Here is a 15537-nt window from a genome sequence, read left to right as displayed (position 1 = left end):
ATCTTCCTGTAACGGCGGGCTGGCCCCAAATCAGGGCCACAAGGGATGGGATTCGACCGTCAGCCGGCGCTCACTTGACACATTGGCTTCCCAAGTTGTGTACCATTGGTACACAAATCTTCCTGTAGGGGCGGGCTCACCCCCAAGCTGGGCCACAAGGTATGGGATTCGACCGGCAGCCGGCGCTCACTTGACACATTAGCTTCCCAATTTGTGTACCATTGGTACACAAATCTTCCGGTAACGGCGGGCTGGCCCCAAATCAGGGCCACAAGGGATGGGATTCGACCGGCAGCCGGCGCTCACTTGACACATTGGCTTCCGAATTTGTGTACCAATGGCACACAAATTTTCCTGTAGGGGCGGGCTCACGCCCAAGCTGGGCCACAAGGGATGGGATTCAACCGGCAAGAAAGCCGGCGCTCACTTGACACATTGGCTTCCCAAGTTGTGTACCAATGGTACACAAATCTTCCTGTAACGGCGGGCTGGCCCCAAATCAGGGCCACAAGGTATGGGATTCAACCGGCAGCCGAGAGCCGGCGCTCACTTGACATGCCTCACCTGCTTCTTAGTAAATGCGATTCAGCTCCAAGTAGGGGCGCGTTTACAGATATCTGTCCCTACCAGCAAACATTTAGGATGAACCCGCCCCTACAGGCAAGGACTGTCTCAAAAACAGGCTGATTCCCCATCGCTAAGCACATGAATATCCACTGTCAATTTCCTGCTCACCGGCTCCCCTACCGCCACGCCAATCGGCGGCAATTCCTCCATCTCAGTCTCTTCGCCGCCGCATCAGCGCTTTCCTGGGCTTGCTCTCAGGGGGCGGCAAAAACCAGCAAGGCAAGTATCCTTGTTATAGGTGCCGGCATTGCCGGTTTAGCCGCCGCTCGCGAACTTCAATCTCAGGGCTTCAAAGTAACAGTTTTAGAAGGTCGCAACCGCACCGGCGGGAGAATACACACCGACAGAACTCTCGGTTACCCCGCAGATTTGGGCGCATCCTGGATTCACGGAATCACAGGCAATCCCATTACAAAACTGGCGCGAGACTTTCAGGTTCGCATCGCTCCCACCGATTACGATAATAGGACAATTTACGGCACAGATGGCAAGTCTCTGGGAGACAAAGAAATTGAGAGAGCCGAATCCTTATACGAGGAGATTATCAGCCAAGCGAAAGAACTGCGGAAAAATCTGGCAAAGGACATCTCAATCGCTGAAGCTGTCGAGCGCATCTTGCAGAGAGAAAACCTGACGCCCCAAGAAAGAATGATCCTCAACTGGCAACTCACTTCCAACGTAGTGGTGGAAAACGGCACGGATTTGCAAAATCTCTCCCTAATGGCTTATGATGAGGATGAGGTGTTTGGCGGGGATGACTATCTGTTTCCCGGTGGCTACGACGCAATCATCAAAGGATTGGCGAAAGGGATTGACATTCAGCTTCAGCAGAAAGTTACCGCCATTGAATATGGAAATAAGCGTGTTACGGTAAAAACAGAACGCGGCAGTTTTCAAGGGGATGCAGCTGTGATTACTTTGCCTCTTGGCGTTCTAAAATCTGGCTCTGTGACATTCTCTCCCCCACTGCCTGAGCGCAAACGCGCTGCTATCAGTCGCCTGATGATGGGAGTTTTAAATAAGGTAGTTTTAAAGTTTCCCAGGGTATTCTGGCCGGCAGATAATGATATGATAGGATATATCAGCCCGCAGCCAAAAGATTTCTCGGAATTTGTCAATCTGCGCCGGCACACTTCTGCGCCGGTGCTGGTAGCCTTGACGGGCGGGAGTTTTGCCCGCGATCTGGAACAATTATCTGAGCGAGAGGTGGGAGAGCGGGTGATGAAGCTGCTGCGTCGCGCTCACGGGAATGGGATTCCCAATCCTGAGGCAATTCTAAGGACGCGATGGGCTGCTGACCCATTTTCTTTCGGTTCTTACTCGCAAATTCCTGTGGGGAGCTCCACCGGCGATCTGGAAGCGCTAGCTCAACCTGTTGCTGAGCTACTGTTTTTTGCCGGTGAAGCCACATCGCAACCGTATCCCAGCACAGTCCACGGCGCGTTTCTCTCGGGAATTCGGGAAGCCAAGCAAATCGGCAAGGCATTTGCTGGTTAGAGATGAACGTTATTCAGAAACCCGGTTTCTCAGCCCCCCAGCCCCCCAGAAACCGGGTTTCTGGGAAAACATTTGCCTCAGCTCCGAGAGATTTATTCAGAACCCCGGTTTCTCAGCCCGGTGTGCCTGAATCTCTGGGATGGTAAACAGGGCCTGAAACTCCAAGCCCTCTTTGTGGTATAATTCGGCACCACCTTGCTGCCGGTCTACCAGAGCAATGACGCGGTCTACAGTGTAACCGGCATCCCGCAGGCGGATCACTGCTTTCATAGCAGAGGTGCCGGTGGTGACGACATCTTCGAGGACAACCACCTTCGCACCGGCTCGAAGAGCGGGCCCTTCAATGTATGCCTGCGTCCCGTGTCCCTTGGGCTCTTTGCGGACAATCAGCGCCGGCACCGGCCTGTTCTCACAAGCCGAAACCACACTCACCGCTGTTACAATCGGATCGGCTCCCAAAGTCAGTCCAGCCACGGCCTCGGTGTCCGGAGGCAGCTCCGACAGGAGCAGGCGACCGGTGGCCAAAGCCCCTTGAGGGTGGAGCGTCACCAGCTTACCATTGATGTAGTAGGAGCTGCGCTGCCCGGAAGACAGCACGAAATCCCCTTCTCGATAAGCCAGCTCGCAGAACAAATCCAGCAGCTGCCGGCGCAGCAGCGTTAAATCGGCAGTGGCCACGGAAATATCGCTCATTCACTCAGCACGAAACGTTAAGCCTTCTGCCATTGTGGCACGAGATGGGCTCAATCGGTCGGGATAAGTTAAGATCAGTGCAAAGGTTGAGGAGTAAAGTCATGGGCGTGCTGTTTAAAAATCTGGCCGGTGTCTTGGGCGTGAGTGTGTCAACTCTGGCTGTTGCTTCTGCCATCCTGACTGAAGCTGCGCCTGCAAGCGCAGAGCCAAGCCAACCTGTACCGCTTCAAGAAGCCTTTAATGAAGCTTTCTACCAAAACGCTAGATCATTTTTTCAGAATCGCTCTATCTACAGCCAAATTAACTGGATTTTAGGTCAAGGTTCGATTCTCCGCAGCGGGTACCCTGATAAGCAAATTGAGCGCGATGTCCGAGGGGTTCACAGCCTGTACGAAGATGCGCTCAACCAGCAAGTTTCCAGCGATCCGGTTATTCGGACTCCCGACTTGCCGAATCCCTACGACTCTTCGATTATGATGATGCCACCGGCAAATTTCAACAGCCGTCCCTTAGGCGGCGAGCTAAATTTTGAAACCGTACCCCTGCGCTAGCGCCCTGTTTTTCCCGGACATCCGGGAGCTATCCGGTGTCCCTCCTCCAGATGTGGGGCGTGGGGCATGGGGCATGGGGCGTGGGGCATGGGGCATGGGGCATGGGGCATGATCCCTTCGTTTATCCCCGCGCCTGGCGCGGATCTGGAGGCAGAGCCTCCTCTCTCCAATAAGCAGATTAAACCCCTAACAGCTTAGTTTTTCAGGAGGGTGCGCAATGGATACAGAGAATAAATCCAAGCGGCAAAAACCCGTTGAAGTAAAATGCTTGAACTGTAGCAAAAGGTTTTTCAAGAAGGTGAGTGAAATCCTCAAGTCCAATCACGACTTTTGCTCTCGCAAGTGTTCCACATCCTATCTAAACGCGGTTGCGCCTAAGCAAAAGAAAACCCTGTCCGGTCTGTGCAAGCAGTGCAACGCTGCTATATCTCCCAGAAACGTTTATTGCTCCACCTGTCGGGATGCGCAAAAGATTGAGTCCAAAACGCTTGGTGAGGTGATTTGCAAAAGCAACCTAGCCAGCAGATATTGCCGAGTCAGGGAACACGCTAAAAGACTTTACGGCCACATAAAAGTCTGCGAATGGTGCGGCTATGACCGGCACGTTGAAATCTGCCATCTCAAACCCGTGAGCAAATTCGACCTGTCCACGCCAGTTGTTGAAATCAACAGCAAATACAATATAGCAGTGCTTTGTCCGAACTGCCACTGGGAGGTGGACAACGATGGGTTGCTTCTGTTTTAGTTGCAAAACAAAAGTTATATCCCAGGATTTTATCCTTGTGTAGCAAGGGGTAGCCTGGGATATATCACGATGTGCTTTGCACTATTTTTCTAAGTCGGCAGTGCAGGAGTTGAACCTGCCTAGGGTTTTTTACCCACCGATTATGAGTCGGGTGCCTAAACCGACCGGCCCACTGCCGATGTTTCCAGTATAAGGCACGGAAAAAGGAATGTCAAGTATTTTTTTCCAGACCGGCCTGGAAATTTTCTCTGGCCTCAGGGTCAGGTGAGTGGGACTGGGGAATCCGCTCGGGCCGTCTCTGCTTCCTGATATAGTGTAACACACCGAGAGGGCAGCTGTCAAGATGCCGGCAAAAAAACTCTGGTGGACACCCCTGGGGTGAGTTTTCCCGAAGCAGGTGCTGAAACTTTGAAACTACAATAGACTTTACTGTCGAAGCTGCGCGCGAGCGATTTGGTAACATCGTCACCCAACCCATGAGATTGAATATAACTGTCATACTTACCTTCACTCTACTCGCCCTGATGTTTGGAGCCGGCGTAGTGAGTGCGAGCTGGGGGTTTACCGTGGGCCGAGAAGCCCTTAAAGGAATTACTCAGCCGGATGTGCGCCCTACGAGCAATCTAGGCTCCCGCAAGGGGAATCCGGCGGGCGGAAAAGAGATAGTCCTTCTGAAGGAAGAGGACATCCTCAAAAGCGTCCAGCGCCAAATAGACGGCAAGGAAGCCCAAAAGAATGAGAAATAAGGGTGAAGGATCGACGATGTGGCATGAAGGATTTGAGGCAGAAACCGACTGAGCGCCAAAATCCCTCACCCGTAACACTTGTCCCCAACCCCCGACGAAAAATCACGCCGGTGCGTCTTTTGAGCCTTTTTTATATTTGGTGGATGCTTGGTTGTGCTGTCACTGTCTTGGCGGCTGGTAACCATATGGTGAATCGAGCCCCGACCGCCCCCTTTCTAAGCCCGACAGATATTTGGCTGCGCTTGCTATCGGTGTTCCTGCTGATTGCCATCAATGCCTTTTTTGTCACGGCTGAGTTTTCTATGGTGTCGGTGCGGCGGACCCGGATTAACCAGCTGGCCGATGCCGGCGACGCCCAAGCCAAAACCGTCCAGCAACTGCAGCGCAATATAGACCGGCTGCTCTCCACCACCCAGCTGGGGATTACCCTCTCCAGTCTGGCGCTAGGCTGGGTGGGCGAGAGTACAATGGCCGTACTCGTAGCTGCTGCCATCGCCGGCCTGCCGCTGCCGCTGGCCATCAGAGAGGCGCTCGCCCACTCTCTCGCCATACCGGCAGCATTTTTGCTGGTGGCCTATTTGCAAATCGTTCTCGGCGAACTCTGTCCCAAGTCCGTGGCCATGCTGTACTCAGAGCAACTGGCCCGGTTTCTGGGCCGGCCCAGTCTGGCCATTGCTCGTTTTTTCAACCCCTTCATCTGGATACTCAATCAATCAACGCGCTGGCTGCTGCGGCTGGCCGGCATTTGCTACACCGGCCAAGGCTGGCATCACCAAGTCACCCCCGAAGAGTTGCAGCTGATCATCGCCACCACCAGCGAGTCCACCGGCTTGGAAGCAGAAGAGCGCCAGCTGCTCAACAACGTCTTCGAGTTTGGCGACGTAGCTGCAGGGGAAGTCATGGTTCCCCGCACCAGCATTTCCGCCCTTCCCAGAACCGCCACCTTTGAGATGCTGCTCAAAGAAGTCGTGGCCACCGGCCACTCCCGCTATCCCGTCAGGGGAGAATCCCTAGACGACATTCGCGGCATTATTGACTTCAAACAGCTCGCCGATCCCCTGTCCCGAGGCGCTCTCACCCTGGAAACTCAGGTGCTGCCCTGGATGCGACCGGCCCAGTTTGTCCCCGAGTATCTCCCCCTGCGGGAACTGCTGCAGCTGATGCAGCGAACCCACACTTATATCGTCATGGTCGTCGATGAATTTGGCAGCACCGCCGGTTTAGTAACCCTTAACGATGTCGTTGCCGAAATCATTGGCAATAACTTCGAGCCACAGGCATTCACCCAAGAGTCAGGCGTGCAAATTGTAGACGAGCAGACCTTTCTCGTCCAGGCTCAGCTTAACCTCGAAGAAGTCAACGAAATGCTCAATCTCAACTTGCCCCTCACCGATGAATACCAAACTCTCGGCGGCTTCCTGATCTACCAGTTACAGAAAATCCCCACCCCGGGAGAAACATTGCAATATCAAAACCTGGAACTCACCGTCATTTCAGCAGAAGGGCCGCGCTTGCACCAAATTCAGATCCACCGGCGGCAACCCGAGCCGGCAAGCGACGACACCACTCAAGACCCAGCACCCAGCCGGGCTGCTGTAGAAACTTTGCCCGCTGGTGAGCAGCCCCAGCGAGAAAATCCACATACCGCCAAATAGTCCCCACCGGCTCAACAAAACCCGCCCCTACTGAGAATCCTGGTGTAAATATAGCAGGTCTAAATGATTTGCGCAACTGCTGGGTGCCCAGAACCCCGGTTTCTTAAAGAAACCTCTTATCATTCGACACAAACCTGTCTGCCGCCTCTTTGGGAAATATATCCCAGTCCGTCTTACCTATCGGCCCCTCTCTGGTGACGCTGCAAAGGATTTCAAACTGGCGGTTGACAAACATGAACCGTCCCTGAGTGTCTTTGAGGGAGATGGCTGCCGGCGAGTTATCCAAAATAGCGTGAAGCTGCTGCTCGCTCTGTCGCAGGACTTCTTCTGCCTGCTTGCGCTACGTAATGTCCCGTGCAAAACAGAAAGAATACTCCTTGCCGTTAAACTTTAAATAATTTGCCGTAATCTCTACCGGAAAAATTCAGCCATTTTTACGGCGATGGCGAGACTCAAAGAACAGAGAGCCCCGCCTCTTCATTGCTTGCCCTAGCTCTAGCCATATTTCTTCTGTAACGTCCGGATCTATAGCGTTTCTCAGTTGAATGAACTATGGCCGAGAAACCCGGTTTCTTTAAGAAACCGGGTTTCTCAGGACCTCACTAATATGAGAAACGCTATATATCCAGAACGCGCATCGAAAGCAATTCTTCCCGGTCGTAACCCAGGGAGGAGTACAGAGCGTTGTTTATAGCAGCAGTCATATTGGGCGCGGACATTAATGACATGGCGTATGGGGCATGGCGCATGGGGGATGGCGCATGGGAAAGGCTCACAGCAATGCCCATTGGGCATTGGGCATTGGGTATTAAGCATTCGGCATTGGGCATTAATGTCCTAACCTAAATGGCTCCTGCTATAAATAACAGCAAATATTGCTCCTACGATTTTTTTTGGGCAGATATTTTCATTCTAAAAATGCAATTCAAATAATGCTAATATGAGAGTGTTATTGGTGGAAGATGAGGTGCGTCTTGGGGACGCTTTGGTCAAAGCCCTCACTGACCAACTTTATACAGTAGATCTGCTCAGGGAAGGGGAGGCGGGCTGGGAGCAAGTCCAAATCATTGACTATGACTTGGTTTTGCTGGACGTGACGCTCCCGAGGCTGGATGGTGTTAGCTTTTGCCGGCGGTTGCGCTCACATGGCTATCAATTGCCCGTGCTGACGATCGCCGCTCGCGACACCAGCAATGATAAAGTCAGGGGCTTGGACTCCGGGGCGGATGATTATGTCGTCAAGCTAATATAGAGAGAGCTAATATAGAGAGAGAAATTCTCAGCGGTTCCCGCAACAAAAACGACAAACGCCCATTCCACCGGGCAGTATAATTCAAGAGTAACAGTGAGACTGGTGGAAAAACATAAAATTATAAACGTCCAAAGATAATCCAAAGAGGCGGACGATTTGTGCTATCAAGGGGAAAACCGCTAGTGCTAGCTATAGCAGTATGCATTTAGGTTAAACCAGTAAACTAGGCGAGACGCCTGTCGTACATATTTCATCCTACTCAACTTATGCTATAAGCAATATGACTCCTGCTATAAATGCCTTTTCTACCCCCAACTATGATGTGTTCATAACCCGTGACGGCCAAATCCGAACCGTAGCCTGGAAAAACACGCCGCAGCAAAATTTGCGAGGCGAGAGGGTTGGCATCATGAGAATTGGGGAAGATGTTACGGAGCGGCGGGCTTTAGAGCGAATGAAAGATGAATTCATCTCCGTGGTCAGCCACGAATCCGCAACCCCATGACTTCCATTTACGGCTCCTTAGAGCTGCTAGCGAGCGGTTTGATAGACACTCAGCCCGAAAAGAAACGACGCCTGATAGAAATTGCAGCGGTGAATACCAAACGCCAGGTCTGGCTCGTCAGCGACATCCTCGACCTGGAACGCTTGCAGTCTGGCCCGCTTAAGCTGTCGAAATATCGGGTGAGTGCTGCTGACCTGATGTTGCAAGCCGGCGAGCAGATGCAGGTTATCGCGAAGGACGCTGGAGTTACTTTGTGCGTTTCTCCCCAACCCCTGGAATTTGAAGCCGATCCCGACCGAATTATCCAGGTCTTGACAAATATGCTCAGGAATGCTATAAATTTCTCCCCGGCAGATTCTGCAGTTTGGCTGGTGGTTGAAATGCGGAATGAAAACGGGAAAATCCAGGGAGAGGAACAATCCAACCCAGACACCGCGCCCGAAAGCGTGAGCCCCACTGTATTATTTAAAGTTAAAGACCGAGGGCGGGGCATTCCTGCCGACAAGCTGGAAACTATTTTCGAGCGGTTTCAACAGGTTGACGCCTCCGATTCCCGCAAGAAAGGGGGGACGGGTTTAGGACTGGCGATTTGCCGCAACATCGTCGAGCAACATGCCGGAAGGCTGTGGGCTGAGAGTGTGATCGGTGAGGGCAGCACGTTTTACTTGTCGCTGCCGGCAGGGGGCATTAGCTCAACTACAAACCTGTGAAAATTGTCAAGGGAGCGTTGGGCATTAGCCCAACTACAAACCTTTGAATATTGTCGGGGGAGCCGGCAGGTTGGGCATTAGCCCAACTACAAACTTGTGAAGATTGTCCGGGGAGGCGGCAGGCCGGTTGGGCATTAGCCCAACTACAAACCTTTTTAAGCGTAGGGCAGGGGGTCTTTTAACCCCAACTCCTCAAACGCGGCTAGGCGCAACTGGCACGAGTCACAGACGCCACAAGCGACTTCAGCGCCGGCGTAGCAAGACCAGGTGTGCTCCCAGGGAACGCCCAGCCGGTTCCCCAGCTGGATGATTTCGGTTTTCTTCAGGTCAATCAGCGGCGCGACAATTTCCACCGGCTCTCCAGAGCGCCCCTGTTTTGTTCCCAGGCGGTAGACTTGCTGCATGGCTTGCATGTAATCTGGCCGGCAGTCGGGATACCCGGAGTAGTCCAAGGCGTTGACGCCGAGATAAACCCGACCGGCACCGCTGATTTCGGCGTATGCTAGAGCAAAGCTCAGAAAAATCGTGTTTCGCGCCGGAACGTAAGTGATGGGGATGCTGCTGCCCATTTCTGCCAGGGAGCGCTGGCGCGGCAAGTCCAGCCGGTCGTCTGTGAGGGCGGAACCTCCCCACCGGCGCAAGTCAAACCCCACCACCTGATGTTCTGCCACACCGGCACTGCGGGCGATTTTTGCCGCTGAGTCCAGTTCGCGCCGGTGCCGCTGCTGGTAATCAAAGGAAATCGCCAAGCACTCGCAGCCATCTGCCTTGGCTTGATACAAAACCGTGGAGGAGTCCAATCCCCCGGAGAGTAAGACAACTGCTTTCATCAACTCAATCCTCAGTCCTCAGTATAGCAGTATTCACTTGGGGAACGGACAGTAGGACAGGCGAGACGCCTGTCCTACGCCTTTTATCCCCAGGCTACTGATGTCCGCGCCCAATATGACTGCTGCCATACAATCATCGCTCAGCCGTTTGCACTCAGGACTGCTTTATCTACTTTACGCTTATATCGTTATTTTCCAGTAACTGATTTTTAAAAGCAATTCTCTTTTTAATAGAGAGATCCGCGCTTCCCCGCCCCTGCAAAGATAAAAAACGATACCAGCGGAAATTATCGCAGCTGACAGCTCAGTAATGGACACTCCGTCGGAGGGAACGCCTGTCCTGCGAGGTATAGACGTAGGGCAGGCGTTCCCTCCGTGCCCTTAAGGTCTAATGTCCTCACCTAAGTGGCTGCTGCTATATCTCAAAACCAGCTGTCGCCGCCGCTATAGAAGTGAAACCGGCCATAGCCGAGAAATTGGCCGTGAGAGGGCTCGCCGGCTGGGTAAGCGGTGACGCCAAATAAATAGATGCCGCTAAAGTGGGGATTCTGCACGGGGCGGAGGGCCACCGTTACTGTTGAGCCTGGAGGAACCGGCGGGTCGAAGGTGACGGAGACTGTTCGCGCTTGCCGGTCGGTTCTCACCGGCGCGAGCCCCAACCTCGCCCCTCGGTTCGAGGGCGTGCCTTCAAAGGCGCGGGTGCCGTCCCAGTCGAATTCCAGGGTGTCCGAGCCCTCCCGCTGGCGAATCAGCACCTGTCGCAGGGGTTCGCCGGCACTCTCGGGTACGCTGAGGGTGAAATAGTACATAGCTCCCCAAACACCGGTGGCCTTCTGGGTGGTGGTGGCTGACAGCAGACGGGGAGGCTCGACAAAGTAAACCATGCCATCCGCCAGCCGCACTGCCGGTGCCGGCTCACTGGCATTCACCCAGCTTCCCGCCGCCAGCGCCAAGCTCGCACCCAACACTGCCGCAGTGCGCCTGACATTTTGCATTATGGCTCACCCCCATCGCAGAGCTGACTTCAGTTGAAGTTTTTTTAATTTTAACATTTCTTTACAAGAAAAGCCAGTGAAATCACGTAAATAAGTCTTGCGACAGATTGGCGGTGGGCCCGCAAAGATTTTTTACACTCCTTTCGGAATAGATTCGCTAAGCTGGGGGTAAGGCAAAAAGAGGTATATCTATGGCGGCCATTTATCAAACTGAATCAAAACGCCCGGCATGGCAAACCGCTGTCATTTTTACATTGGCCTTCTGGCTGAGCGCCTGTGCTATTCTGGACTTTGTGTTCATGCCGGCCCTGTACTCAGCCGGTATGATGACTCAACCGGGGTTCGTCACAGCCGGCTATTCACTTTTCTGGGTATTTAATCGCCTGGAGTTGCTGTGCGCCGGTCTGGCACTAACGGGGGCGCTAGTTCTATACAGCACCCACTGCGCTTTTGGCAATCAAGGCCGCACCGCAATTATCTTATCTGCATTACTGCTAGCCGTTGCCTTGGTGGATACCTACGCCCTCACCCCTTACATGAGCGCCCTGGGGCTGCAGCTGAACCTGTTCGAGCCGGCTGCCGAAATTCCGCTGGCGATGAATCAAATGCACAGCAGTTACTGGGCACTGGAAGCTTTCAAGCTAGCAGCGGCTGGCTCCCTGCTGGCGCTGTTCTACCGGCAGCACGCTGCTGTCAAGTAGCAATCGCAATAGGTGCCGTTTCAGGCACCTAAGTGAAGTCAGGAGAAACCCGGTTTCTTTCAAGAAACCGGGTTTCTTGCTGTGGTTTCTCGCCACCACTCAAGTTCATCTCAATCGTGGGCTGACTCTGCGCTGGGCCAGAGCAGGCGAACGGCCATCACGGCGAAGCCGATGGCTGCCAGGGCTTTCACCAACCGCGCCGGCAGCAACTCCGCCGCACCAACGCCAGCGATTACGCCCAGGAAACTGGTCAGCAAGAGAGCGACAGCGGTCCCCAAAAAGACGGCGCGGGGGGATTTGGAGCTGCCGCCGAGGGCGATAGCCGCTAATTGGCTTTTGTCTCCTAATTCTGACAGAAACACAGTGATAAAGCTCAGTCCTAAAAGTTGCCAGTTCATCAGTTATTAATTGCTCGTTAGTAATTGTTGTTTCACTCAAGTCGTCGAGAAGCTCGCCAGAGGGAAGAGCCCAGAAGAAAGAACTGTCAGGGAAGAAGAATCCTTCGGGGGCGGCCACGGGGGGCGGCCCCTACAGGCCGTATGCCATTACATATCAGCTGGCCCAGCAAAAGAAACGCGGTTTCGTGTTGCTTCACTTTTTCTTGATAAATGACCTCTTAATGCAGCACATCCCAAATCAGTGAGGCGGAGATGAAAAGCAAAATGAAGCCGGCTGATGTTTCCAGGGTTTTGGGCGACAGCCGCGACGCCAGCCACCGACCGAGGAGCACGCCTATCAAGCTGGTGGCGATTAAAGCTGACCCGGCTCCCAAGAACACGACCCAAGGGGCGTGGGATTCTGCCGCCATCAGCAGGGTGGCTATCTGGGTTTTATCTCCCATTTCCGCCAGAAAGATGGTGAAAAAGGTGGAGGCGAACACTCCCCAGGCACCAGGCGTCAGCTGCTTTGCCGGTTTGCTCTCGTTCCGTGCGCCCGCACTGTCAGAGGGTTGAGCTATTTGAGTGGCTGTGTCGGGAGCGTCGGGACAGTCTTTGGCATCTCGCGTGACTGAGGGTTGAGCGGATTCCGAGACGCGCTGGCGATCGGGCAAGGTGGAAGTTTTCACAGGCACTTGGCTATACGCTGAGTGGGTTTCATATTCTTTTCATTTTTATCACACTCCCGCCTGATTCTCAATCCCACCGGCACGCACTGCGCGCCGCACGACCGGCCTTGACGCCCGCCACCGGCACGCACGCGCCTCGCTTGGATAAATTTCGTTTAATTTGTTACTATTAATTTATCGGGTGAGCTGTTAGGTTTTTAATCTGCCTGTTCCTTGAAAGGAGGCAGAGCCTCCAGAAGGGCGTTCCCAGCCTGAGGCTGGGAACGAGAGCCCTCAGCCCTCCGAGGGAAAAGAAATAAGTATTCAAACGAAAGTGATGTTACGCCGGCTCGCCGGCCAGGGCGCTGGGGGCGGGGGGAGGCGCATAGAGCCGGTGCCGGTTGGGCCTAAAATCTGGGCCTTTGCTCTTCCAGAGGCGATTCCAGAGGAGATTCCAGACGGGCCAGTCGCGCTCTGCAACAGGAGCTACGAGCTGGGCGCAGGCTGTGGTAAATTTAGCGGCAGCATCCCGGTTGTGCAAGCCTAGCCCATATCAATGCGACAATGATTTCAGCAGGGGGTAGGAGGAGAGGATTTGTGGCCGGCGAATCTTTGGCAACGGGATTGAAACGACAGAGATCATGGGCCAACTTCTCGGTTAAAGCGAATCATTTCCAGGCTTTGCTCGCCGTAGATGTCCTCAATGTGCTGCCGGCAGCAGTCAATGGCAAAGTCGTTTAACTCATCGGGATAAATGCCGTATAAGTCTTGAAAGACATCGGCTTGCACCCGACAGAAGCGAGGGCGGTCCGGGTAGATGCGGCACTCTCGGGTGGTGCGGTCGAAGTTCACGCACCAGCCGTCGTCACCGACCATGCTCAGGTAAACCTGCAGCTCCTCTGGAGATAAATACTCATCCAAGTCAGGACGCTCGTCGGGGTCGAGATAGCAGCAGGCCCCACATTTCGTGCAGCGCCAAGTGGCCATTGTTGGGGTTAGGGGTTAGGGGTTAGGGGTCAGGAGTTGAGAGCCCTCGGGGAATCTCTCTAGCCTTATGAGCCTAGCGGTTTTTAGCCGCCGGCTTCTGGCGCGACCGCCGGCCAGCTTATTGCATTTTATAGATTTTTGTAAAGTTACTTAAAAAAAATGAGTGCCGGTCGGGTAAAATCGAAAGCGGATTTTTCAGCGCAGCTGTCGTGTCAGTTAGGACAAAGAGGAAGGAGAAATGGACTTTTTAACGAATTTTCTAGGCAACGCCAACTTGGAACCCATATTTCAGCTGACCTTCGTGGCCCTGATCATGCTTTCTGGCCCTGTGGTCATCTTTTTGCTGGCTGCTCGCGGCGGCGATATGTAGTCAGCGGTCTGGAATCTCTGGCTGCCGGTGGGCCAGTTGGTCAACTGGCCCTACAGACCGGGATGGAGCAGTCGCACCGGCGACTGTTTTTTTTTGGAAATCTGTCAGGAAACAAGCAGCGGGTTGTGAGAGGCGTTAGCCTGGAGCCTCTGACTGCCAGCTGGTTCTTGTCGCTGTTCGCCGTGGCAGTGGCCACTGGCCACGGCGCACTGGGATCTCTGTCCCACAGTCAGCCGCACGGGTGGCGATGCGGTTGATAGACCGGCTTGGTGCCGGAGAGAATCAGCCCTTGTAGCGCTGCAGTTTCCCGAATCAAAACATTAGGTCTTTCGGGTTAATCCACCGGATTTGATATAAGTTTTCAAGGCGCGGAGCTATGACCCAGTTTAAATTCAGCTAGGATAATTCCCAAGACGGCTAAAATAGCCGTGGGATAAAAAGCATAGGTATAGCTGCCGAATAAGTCGCGGATTTGTCCTGCTATCATGGTTCCTAGTAAAGCTCCGACGCCATAGGCTGTAAAGACCAGGCCGTAGTTTTTGGCGTAATTGGCGGAGTTGAAGAGTTTTAAAGTAGCGGTGGGAGCGAGAGCCAACCAACCGCCTAAGCAGAGCCAAAATGTGGAGAAAGCTGCCATATAGGTGAAAACTTGACCTTCTTTGGCATGGAGCATGAGGATAGAAGCGATCAGAATTAAGACGTAGGAGATGCTGGCGGCTCTTCGGGGCTGAAGCCGGTCAGCTAGCCAACCAAACAAGGGGCGACCTAATCCATTAAACACGGCAAACACAGAAACGGCTAGGGCGGCGGTTTCGGGTTTGAGTTTGATAATTTCCTGAGCCACTGAGCTGGAAATGCCGATAGCTGATAAACCGGCAAAGGTGCTGATCGCGTAGCAAAACCATAAGGTATAAAACGAAGGCAGTTGCCACAGTTTTTCGTCACTTTTATCCGCTGATGCGATCGAGGGAGTTAAAGGCTCCCACCCTGGTGGTTGCCATCCTTTCGGGGGGAGCTGCATGAGAGTGGAGATGGCGACGATAATGGTGGCGAACGCCACCCCCAGGATCATAAACGTATTTAGAACCCCAAAAGAGGCGATCTCGCTTTTCGCCAGAGGCGCTGTCACCAGAGGCGACAAACCAAACCCAATCACGGTTAACCCTACGGCCAATCCCTTTTTATCAGGAAACCACTTAGCGGAAACCGCCAGGGGAACCCCATAAGCCATGCCAACTCCAGCTCCTGCAATCACGCCATAAGTAATCGTCAACACCAGGGTGTTACTGGCGAAACCAGAAAGCACATAACCAACCCCCATAACCACACCCCCCAGTGCCATCATTTTTGCTGGCCCCAGCCGCTCCATCTGAAATCCGGCAACTGGCATTAATAGGGAGAAGAGCAATAGCAAAACTGTGAATGGCAATAAACTCTCAGTAGCATTAATTTTTAACAGCTCTTGTAAAGGGCTGCGAAATATGCTCCAGGAATAAACCGTTCCCATGCACAACAATGTCACCAATCCCAGCAGTACAAATATCCATCGGCCTCTAACGGCGGGCATTCCGAAAATCTGCAAATCCTTGGTATCTGTCATCATTTTTATTGGGCCACAAGTATTTGGT

20 protein-coding genes and 1 tRNA gene are annotated in these 15537 nt (G+C 53.4%); 12 read left to right on the top strand and 9 right to left on the bottom strand.

Features of this window, described 5'->3' with window-relative positions:
- Positions 1-337 precede the first annotated feature (337 nt).
- Positions 338-481 (top strand): hypothetical protein, encoded by a 144-nt coding sequence (locus tag OSC10802_RS49880; protein ID WP_155967792.1) that lies wholly within the window; start codon positions 338-340, stop codon positions 479-481.
- Positions 482-705: 224 nt separating this feature from the next.
- Entirely contained in the window at positions 706-2124 is a 1419-nt protein-coding gene (locus tag OSC10802_RS0114910) for an FAD-dependent oxidoreductase (RefSeq protein WP_017717569.1), read from the top strand.
- A 96-nt stretch (positions 2125-2220) separates the two neighbouring features.
- On the opposite strand, the gene pyrE is transcribed toward OSC10802_RS0114910, so the two are convergent.
- Positions 2221-2817: an orotate phosphoribosyltransferase gene (gene pyrE, locus OSC10802_RS0114905; RefSeq protein WP_017717568.1), complete on the bottom strand. Its 597-nt coding sequence runs from the start codon at positions 2815-2817 to the stop codon at positions 2221-2223.
- 101 nt (positions 2818-2918) lie between these two features.
- Between pyrE and OSC10802_RS0114900 the strand changes: the two genes are divergently transcribed.
- Both OSC10802_RS0114900 and OSC10802_RS0114895 read left to right on the top strand, forming a co-directional pair.
- On the top strand, positions 2919-3368 hold the full coding sequence (locus OSC10802_RS0114900; RefSeq protein WP_017717567.1) for a hypothetical protein: 450 nt from the start codon (positions 2919-2921) through the stop codon (positions 3366-3368).
- 217 nt (positions 3369-3585) lie between these two features.
- On the top strand, positions 3586-4113 hold the full coding sequence (locus tag OSC10802_RS0114895) for an HNH endonuclease (RefSeq protein ID WP_017717566.1): 528 nt from the start codon (positions 3586-3588) through the stop codon (positions 4111-4113).
- A 94-nt stretch (positions 4114-4207) separates the two neighbouring features.
- On the opposite strand, the gene OSC10802_RS0114890 is transcribed toward OSC10802_RS0114895, so the two are convergent.
- Positions 4208-4291: transfer RNA gene (locus tag OSC10802_RS0114890), tRNA-Met, on the bottom strand.
- A 298-nt stretch (positions 4292-4589) separates the two neighbouring features.
- Here OSC10802_RS0114890 and OSC10802_RS40250 point away from each other — a divergent pair.
- Together OSC10802_RS40250 and OSC10802_RS40245 are read left to right on the top strand one after the other, a co-directional pair.
- A complete protein-coding gene (locus OSC10802_RS40250) occupies positions 4590-4859 on the top strand; it encodes a hypothetical protein (RefSeq protein ID WP_155967790.1) in 270 nt (89 codons plus the stop codon).
- Between the two features lie 185 nt (positions 4860-5044).
- Entirely contained in the window at positions 5045-6514 is a 1470-nt protein-coding gene (locus OSC10802_RS40245) for a hemolysin family protein (RefSeq protein WP_155968798.1), read from the top strand.
- 103 nt (positions 6515-6617) lie between these two features.
- Here OSC10802_RS40245 and OSC10802_RS46270 read toward each other — a convergent pair whose 3' ends face one another.
- Entirely contained in the window at positions 6618-6833 is a 216-nt protein-coding gene (locus OSC10802_RS46270) for a PAS domain-containing protein (RefSeq protein ID WP_082218291.1), read from the bottom strand.
- 621 nt (positions 6834-7454) lie between these two features.
- On the opposite strand from OSC10802_RS46270, the gene OSC10802_RS40240 reads away from it, so the two are divergent.
- The 3 genes from OSC10802_RS40240 to OSC10802_RS40235 all read left to right on the top strand — a co-directional run bounded on the left by OSC10802_RS40240 (position 7455) and on the right by OSC10802_RS40235 (position 8981).
- On the top strand, positions 7455-7766 hold the full coding sequence (locus tag OSC10802_RS40240; protein ID WP_017717562.1) for a response regulator: 312 nt from the start codon (positions 7455-7457) through the stop codon (positions 7764-7766).
- A 280-nt stretch (positions 7767-8046) separates the two neighbouring features.
- Entirely contained in the window at positions 8047-8271 is a 225-nt protein-coding gene (locus OSC10802_RS52950) for a PAS domain S-box protein (protein ID WP_017717561.1), read from the top strand.
- Positions 8268-8981, top strand: coding sequence for a sensor histidine kinase (locus OSC10802_RS40235; protein WP_017717560.1), 714 nt, complete (start codon positions 8268-8270; stop codon positions 8979-8981). The genes OSC10802_RS52950 and OSC10802_RS40235 overlap by 4 nt, the downstream gene beginning before the upstream one ends.
- Before the next feature lie 155 nt (positions 8982-9136).
- Here OSC10802_RS40235 and queC read toward each other — a convergent pair whose 3' ends face one another.
- Positions 9137-9811 carry a 7-cyano-7-deazaguanine synthase QueC gene (queC, locus tag OSC10802_RS0114855; protein ID WP_017717559.1) on the bottom strand — a complete coding sequence of 225 codons (675 nt, stop codon included), beginning with the start codon at positions 9809-9811 and terminating at the stop codon, positions 9137-9139.
- A gap of 422 nt (positions 9812-10233) precedes the next feature.
- On the bottom strand, positions 10234-10806 hold the full coding sequence (locus OSC10802_RS0114850; protein WP_017717558.1) for a DUF2808 domain-containing protein: 573 nt from the start codon (positions 10804-10806) through the stop codon (positions 10234-10236).
- A 191-nt stretch (positions 10807-10997) separates the two neighbouring features.
- On the opposite strand from OSC10802_RS0114850, the gene OSC10802_RS0114845 reads away from it, so the two are divergent.
- A complete protein-coding gene (locus tag OSC10802_RS0114845) occupies positions 10998-11507 on the top strand; it encodes a DUF4149 domain-containing protein (protein WP_017717557.1) in 510 nt (169 codons plus the stop codon).
- A gap of 110 nt (positions 11508-11617) precedes the next feature.
- On the opposite strand, the gene OSC10802_RS0114840 is transcribed toward OSC10802_RS0114845, so the two are convergent.
- Positions 11618-11905 carry a TMEM165/GDT1 family protein gene (locus OSC10802_RS0114840; protein WP_017717556.1) on the bottom strand — a complete coding sequence of 96 codons (288 nt, stop codon included), beginning with the start codon at positions 11903-11905 and terminating at the stop codon, positions 11618-11620.
- Between the two features lie 218 nt (positions 11906-12123).
- Positions 12124-12573 carry a TMEM165/GDT1 family protein gene (locus OSC10802_RS54475; protein WP_017717555.1) on the bottom strand — a complete coding sequence of 150 codons (450 nt, stop codon included), beginning with the start codon at positions 12571-12573 and terminating at the stop codon, positions 12124-12126.
- A gap of 313 nt (positions 12574-12886) precedes the next feature.
- On the opposite strand from OSC10802_RS54475, the gene OSC10802_RS0114830 reads away from it, so the two are divergent.
- Positions 12887-13099 (top strand): hypothetical protein, encoded by a 213-nt coding sequence (locus OSC10802_RS0114830; RefSeq protein WP_155967784.1) that lies wholly within the window; start codon positions 12887-12889, stop codon positions 13097-13099.
- Between the two features lie 92 nt (positions 13100-13191).
- Here OSC10802_RS0114830 and OSC10802_RS0114825 read toward each other — a convergent pair whose 3' ends face one another.
- On the bottom strand, positions 13192-13539 hold the full coding sequence (locus tag OSC10802_RS0114825; protein ID WP_017717553.1) for a YkgJ family cysteine cluster protein: 348 nt from the start codon (positions 13537-13539) through the stop codon (positions 13192-13194).
- Between the two features lie 238 nt (positions 13540-13777).
- Between OSC10802_RS0114825 and psb30 the strand changes: the two genes are divergently transcribed.
- Complete coding sequence (psb30, locus tag OSC10802_RS0114820) at positions 13778-13909, top strand: photosystem II reaction center protein Ycf12/Psb30 (RefSeq protein WP_017717552.1); 132 nt, start codon at positions 13778-13780, stop codon at positions 13907-13909.
- 361 nt (positions 13910-14270) lie between these two features.
- Here psb30 and OSC10802_RS0114810 read toward each other — a convergent pair whose 3' ends face one another.
- Complete coding sequence (locus OSC10802_RS0114810; RefSeq protein WP_017717550.1) at positions 14271-15509, bottom strand: L-lactate MFS transporter; 1239 nt, start codon at positions 15507-15509, stop codon at positions 14271-14273.
- Positions 15510-15537: the final 28 nt, after the last annotated feature.

This window comes from Kamptonema formosum PCC 10802, from assembly GCF_000332335.1.
Classification (GTDB): Bacteria; Cyanobacteriota; Cyanobacteriia; order Cyanobacteriales; family Oscillatoriaceae; genus Oscillatoria.
Note: the sequence above shows the minus strand (reverse complement) of the source record. Positions and strands in the feature narration are given on the sequence as shown.

Coding starts and splice junctions, on each gene's coding strand:
- OSC10802_RS0114825 (WP_017717553.1), bottom strand. CDS start 13,539: ATGGCCACTTGGCGCTGCACGAAATGTGGGGCCTGCTGCTATCTCGAC.
- OSC10802_RS0114845 (WP_017717557.1), top strand. CDS start 10,998: ATGGCGGCCATTTATCAAACTGAATCAAAACGCCCGGCATGGCAAACC.
- OSC10802_RS40245 (WP_155968798.1), top strand. CDS start 5,045: ATGGTGAATCGAGCCCCGACCGCCCCCTTTCTAAGCCCGACAGATATT.
- pyrE (WP_017717568.1), bottom strand. CDS start 2,817: ATGAGCGATATTTCCGTGGCCACTGCCGATTTAACGCTGCTGCGCCGG.
- OSC10802_RS0114910 (WP_017717569.1), top strand. CDS start 706: ATGAATATCCACTGTCAATTTCCTGCTCACCGGCTCCCCTACCGCCAC.
- OSC10802_RS0114850 (WP_017717558.1), bottom strand. CDS start 10,806: ATGCAAAATGTCAGGCGCACTGCGGCAGTGTTGGGTGCGAGCTTGGCG.
- OSC10802_RS40250 (WP_155967790.1), top strand. CDS start 4,590: ATGAGATTGAATATAACTGTCATACTTACCTTCACTCTACTCGCCCTG.
- psb30 (WP_017717552.1), top strand. CDS start 13,778: ATGGACTTTTTAACGAATTTTCTAGGCAACGCCAACTTGGAACCCATA.
- OSC10802_RS52950 (WP_017717561.1), top strand. CDS start 8,047: ATGACTCCTGCTATAAATGCCTTTTCTACCCCCAACTATGATGTGTTC.
- OSC10802_RS40235 (WP_017717560.1), top strand. CDS start 8,268: ATGACTTCCATTTACGGCTCCTTAGAGCTGCTAGCGAGCGGTTTGATA.
- OSC10802_RS0114895 (WP_017717566.1), top strand. CDS start 3,586: ATGGATACAGAGAATAAATCCAAGCGGCAAAAACCCGTTGAAGTAAAA.
- OSC10802_RS0114900 (WP_017717567.1), top strand. CDS start 2,919: ATGGGCGTGCTGTTTAAAAATCTGGCCGGTGTCTTGGGCGTGAGTGTG.
- queC (WP_017717559.1), bottom strand. CDS start 9,811: ATGAAAGCAGTTGTCTTACTCTCCGGGGGATTGGACTCCTCCACGGTT.
- OSC10802_RS0114810 (WP_017717550.1), bottom strand. CDS start 15,509: ATGACAGATACCAAGGATTTGCAGATTTTCGGAATGCCCGCCGTTAGA.
- OSC10802_RS40240 (WP_017717562.1), top strand. CDS start 7,455: ATGAGAGTGTTATTGGTGGAAGATGAGGTGCGTCTTGGGGACGCTTTG.
- OSC10802_RS49880 (WP_155967792.1), top strand. CDS start 338: ATGGCACACAAATTTTCCTGTAGGGGCGGGCTCACGCCCAAGCTGGGC.
- OSC10802_RS0114840 (WP_017717556.1), bottom strand. CDS start 11,905: ATGAACTGGCAACTTTTAGGACTGAGCTTTATCACTGTGTTTCTGTCA.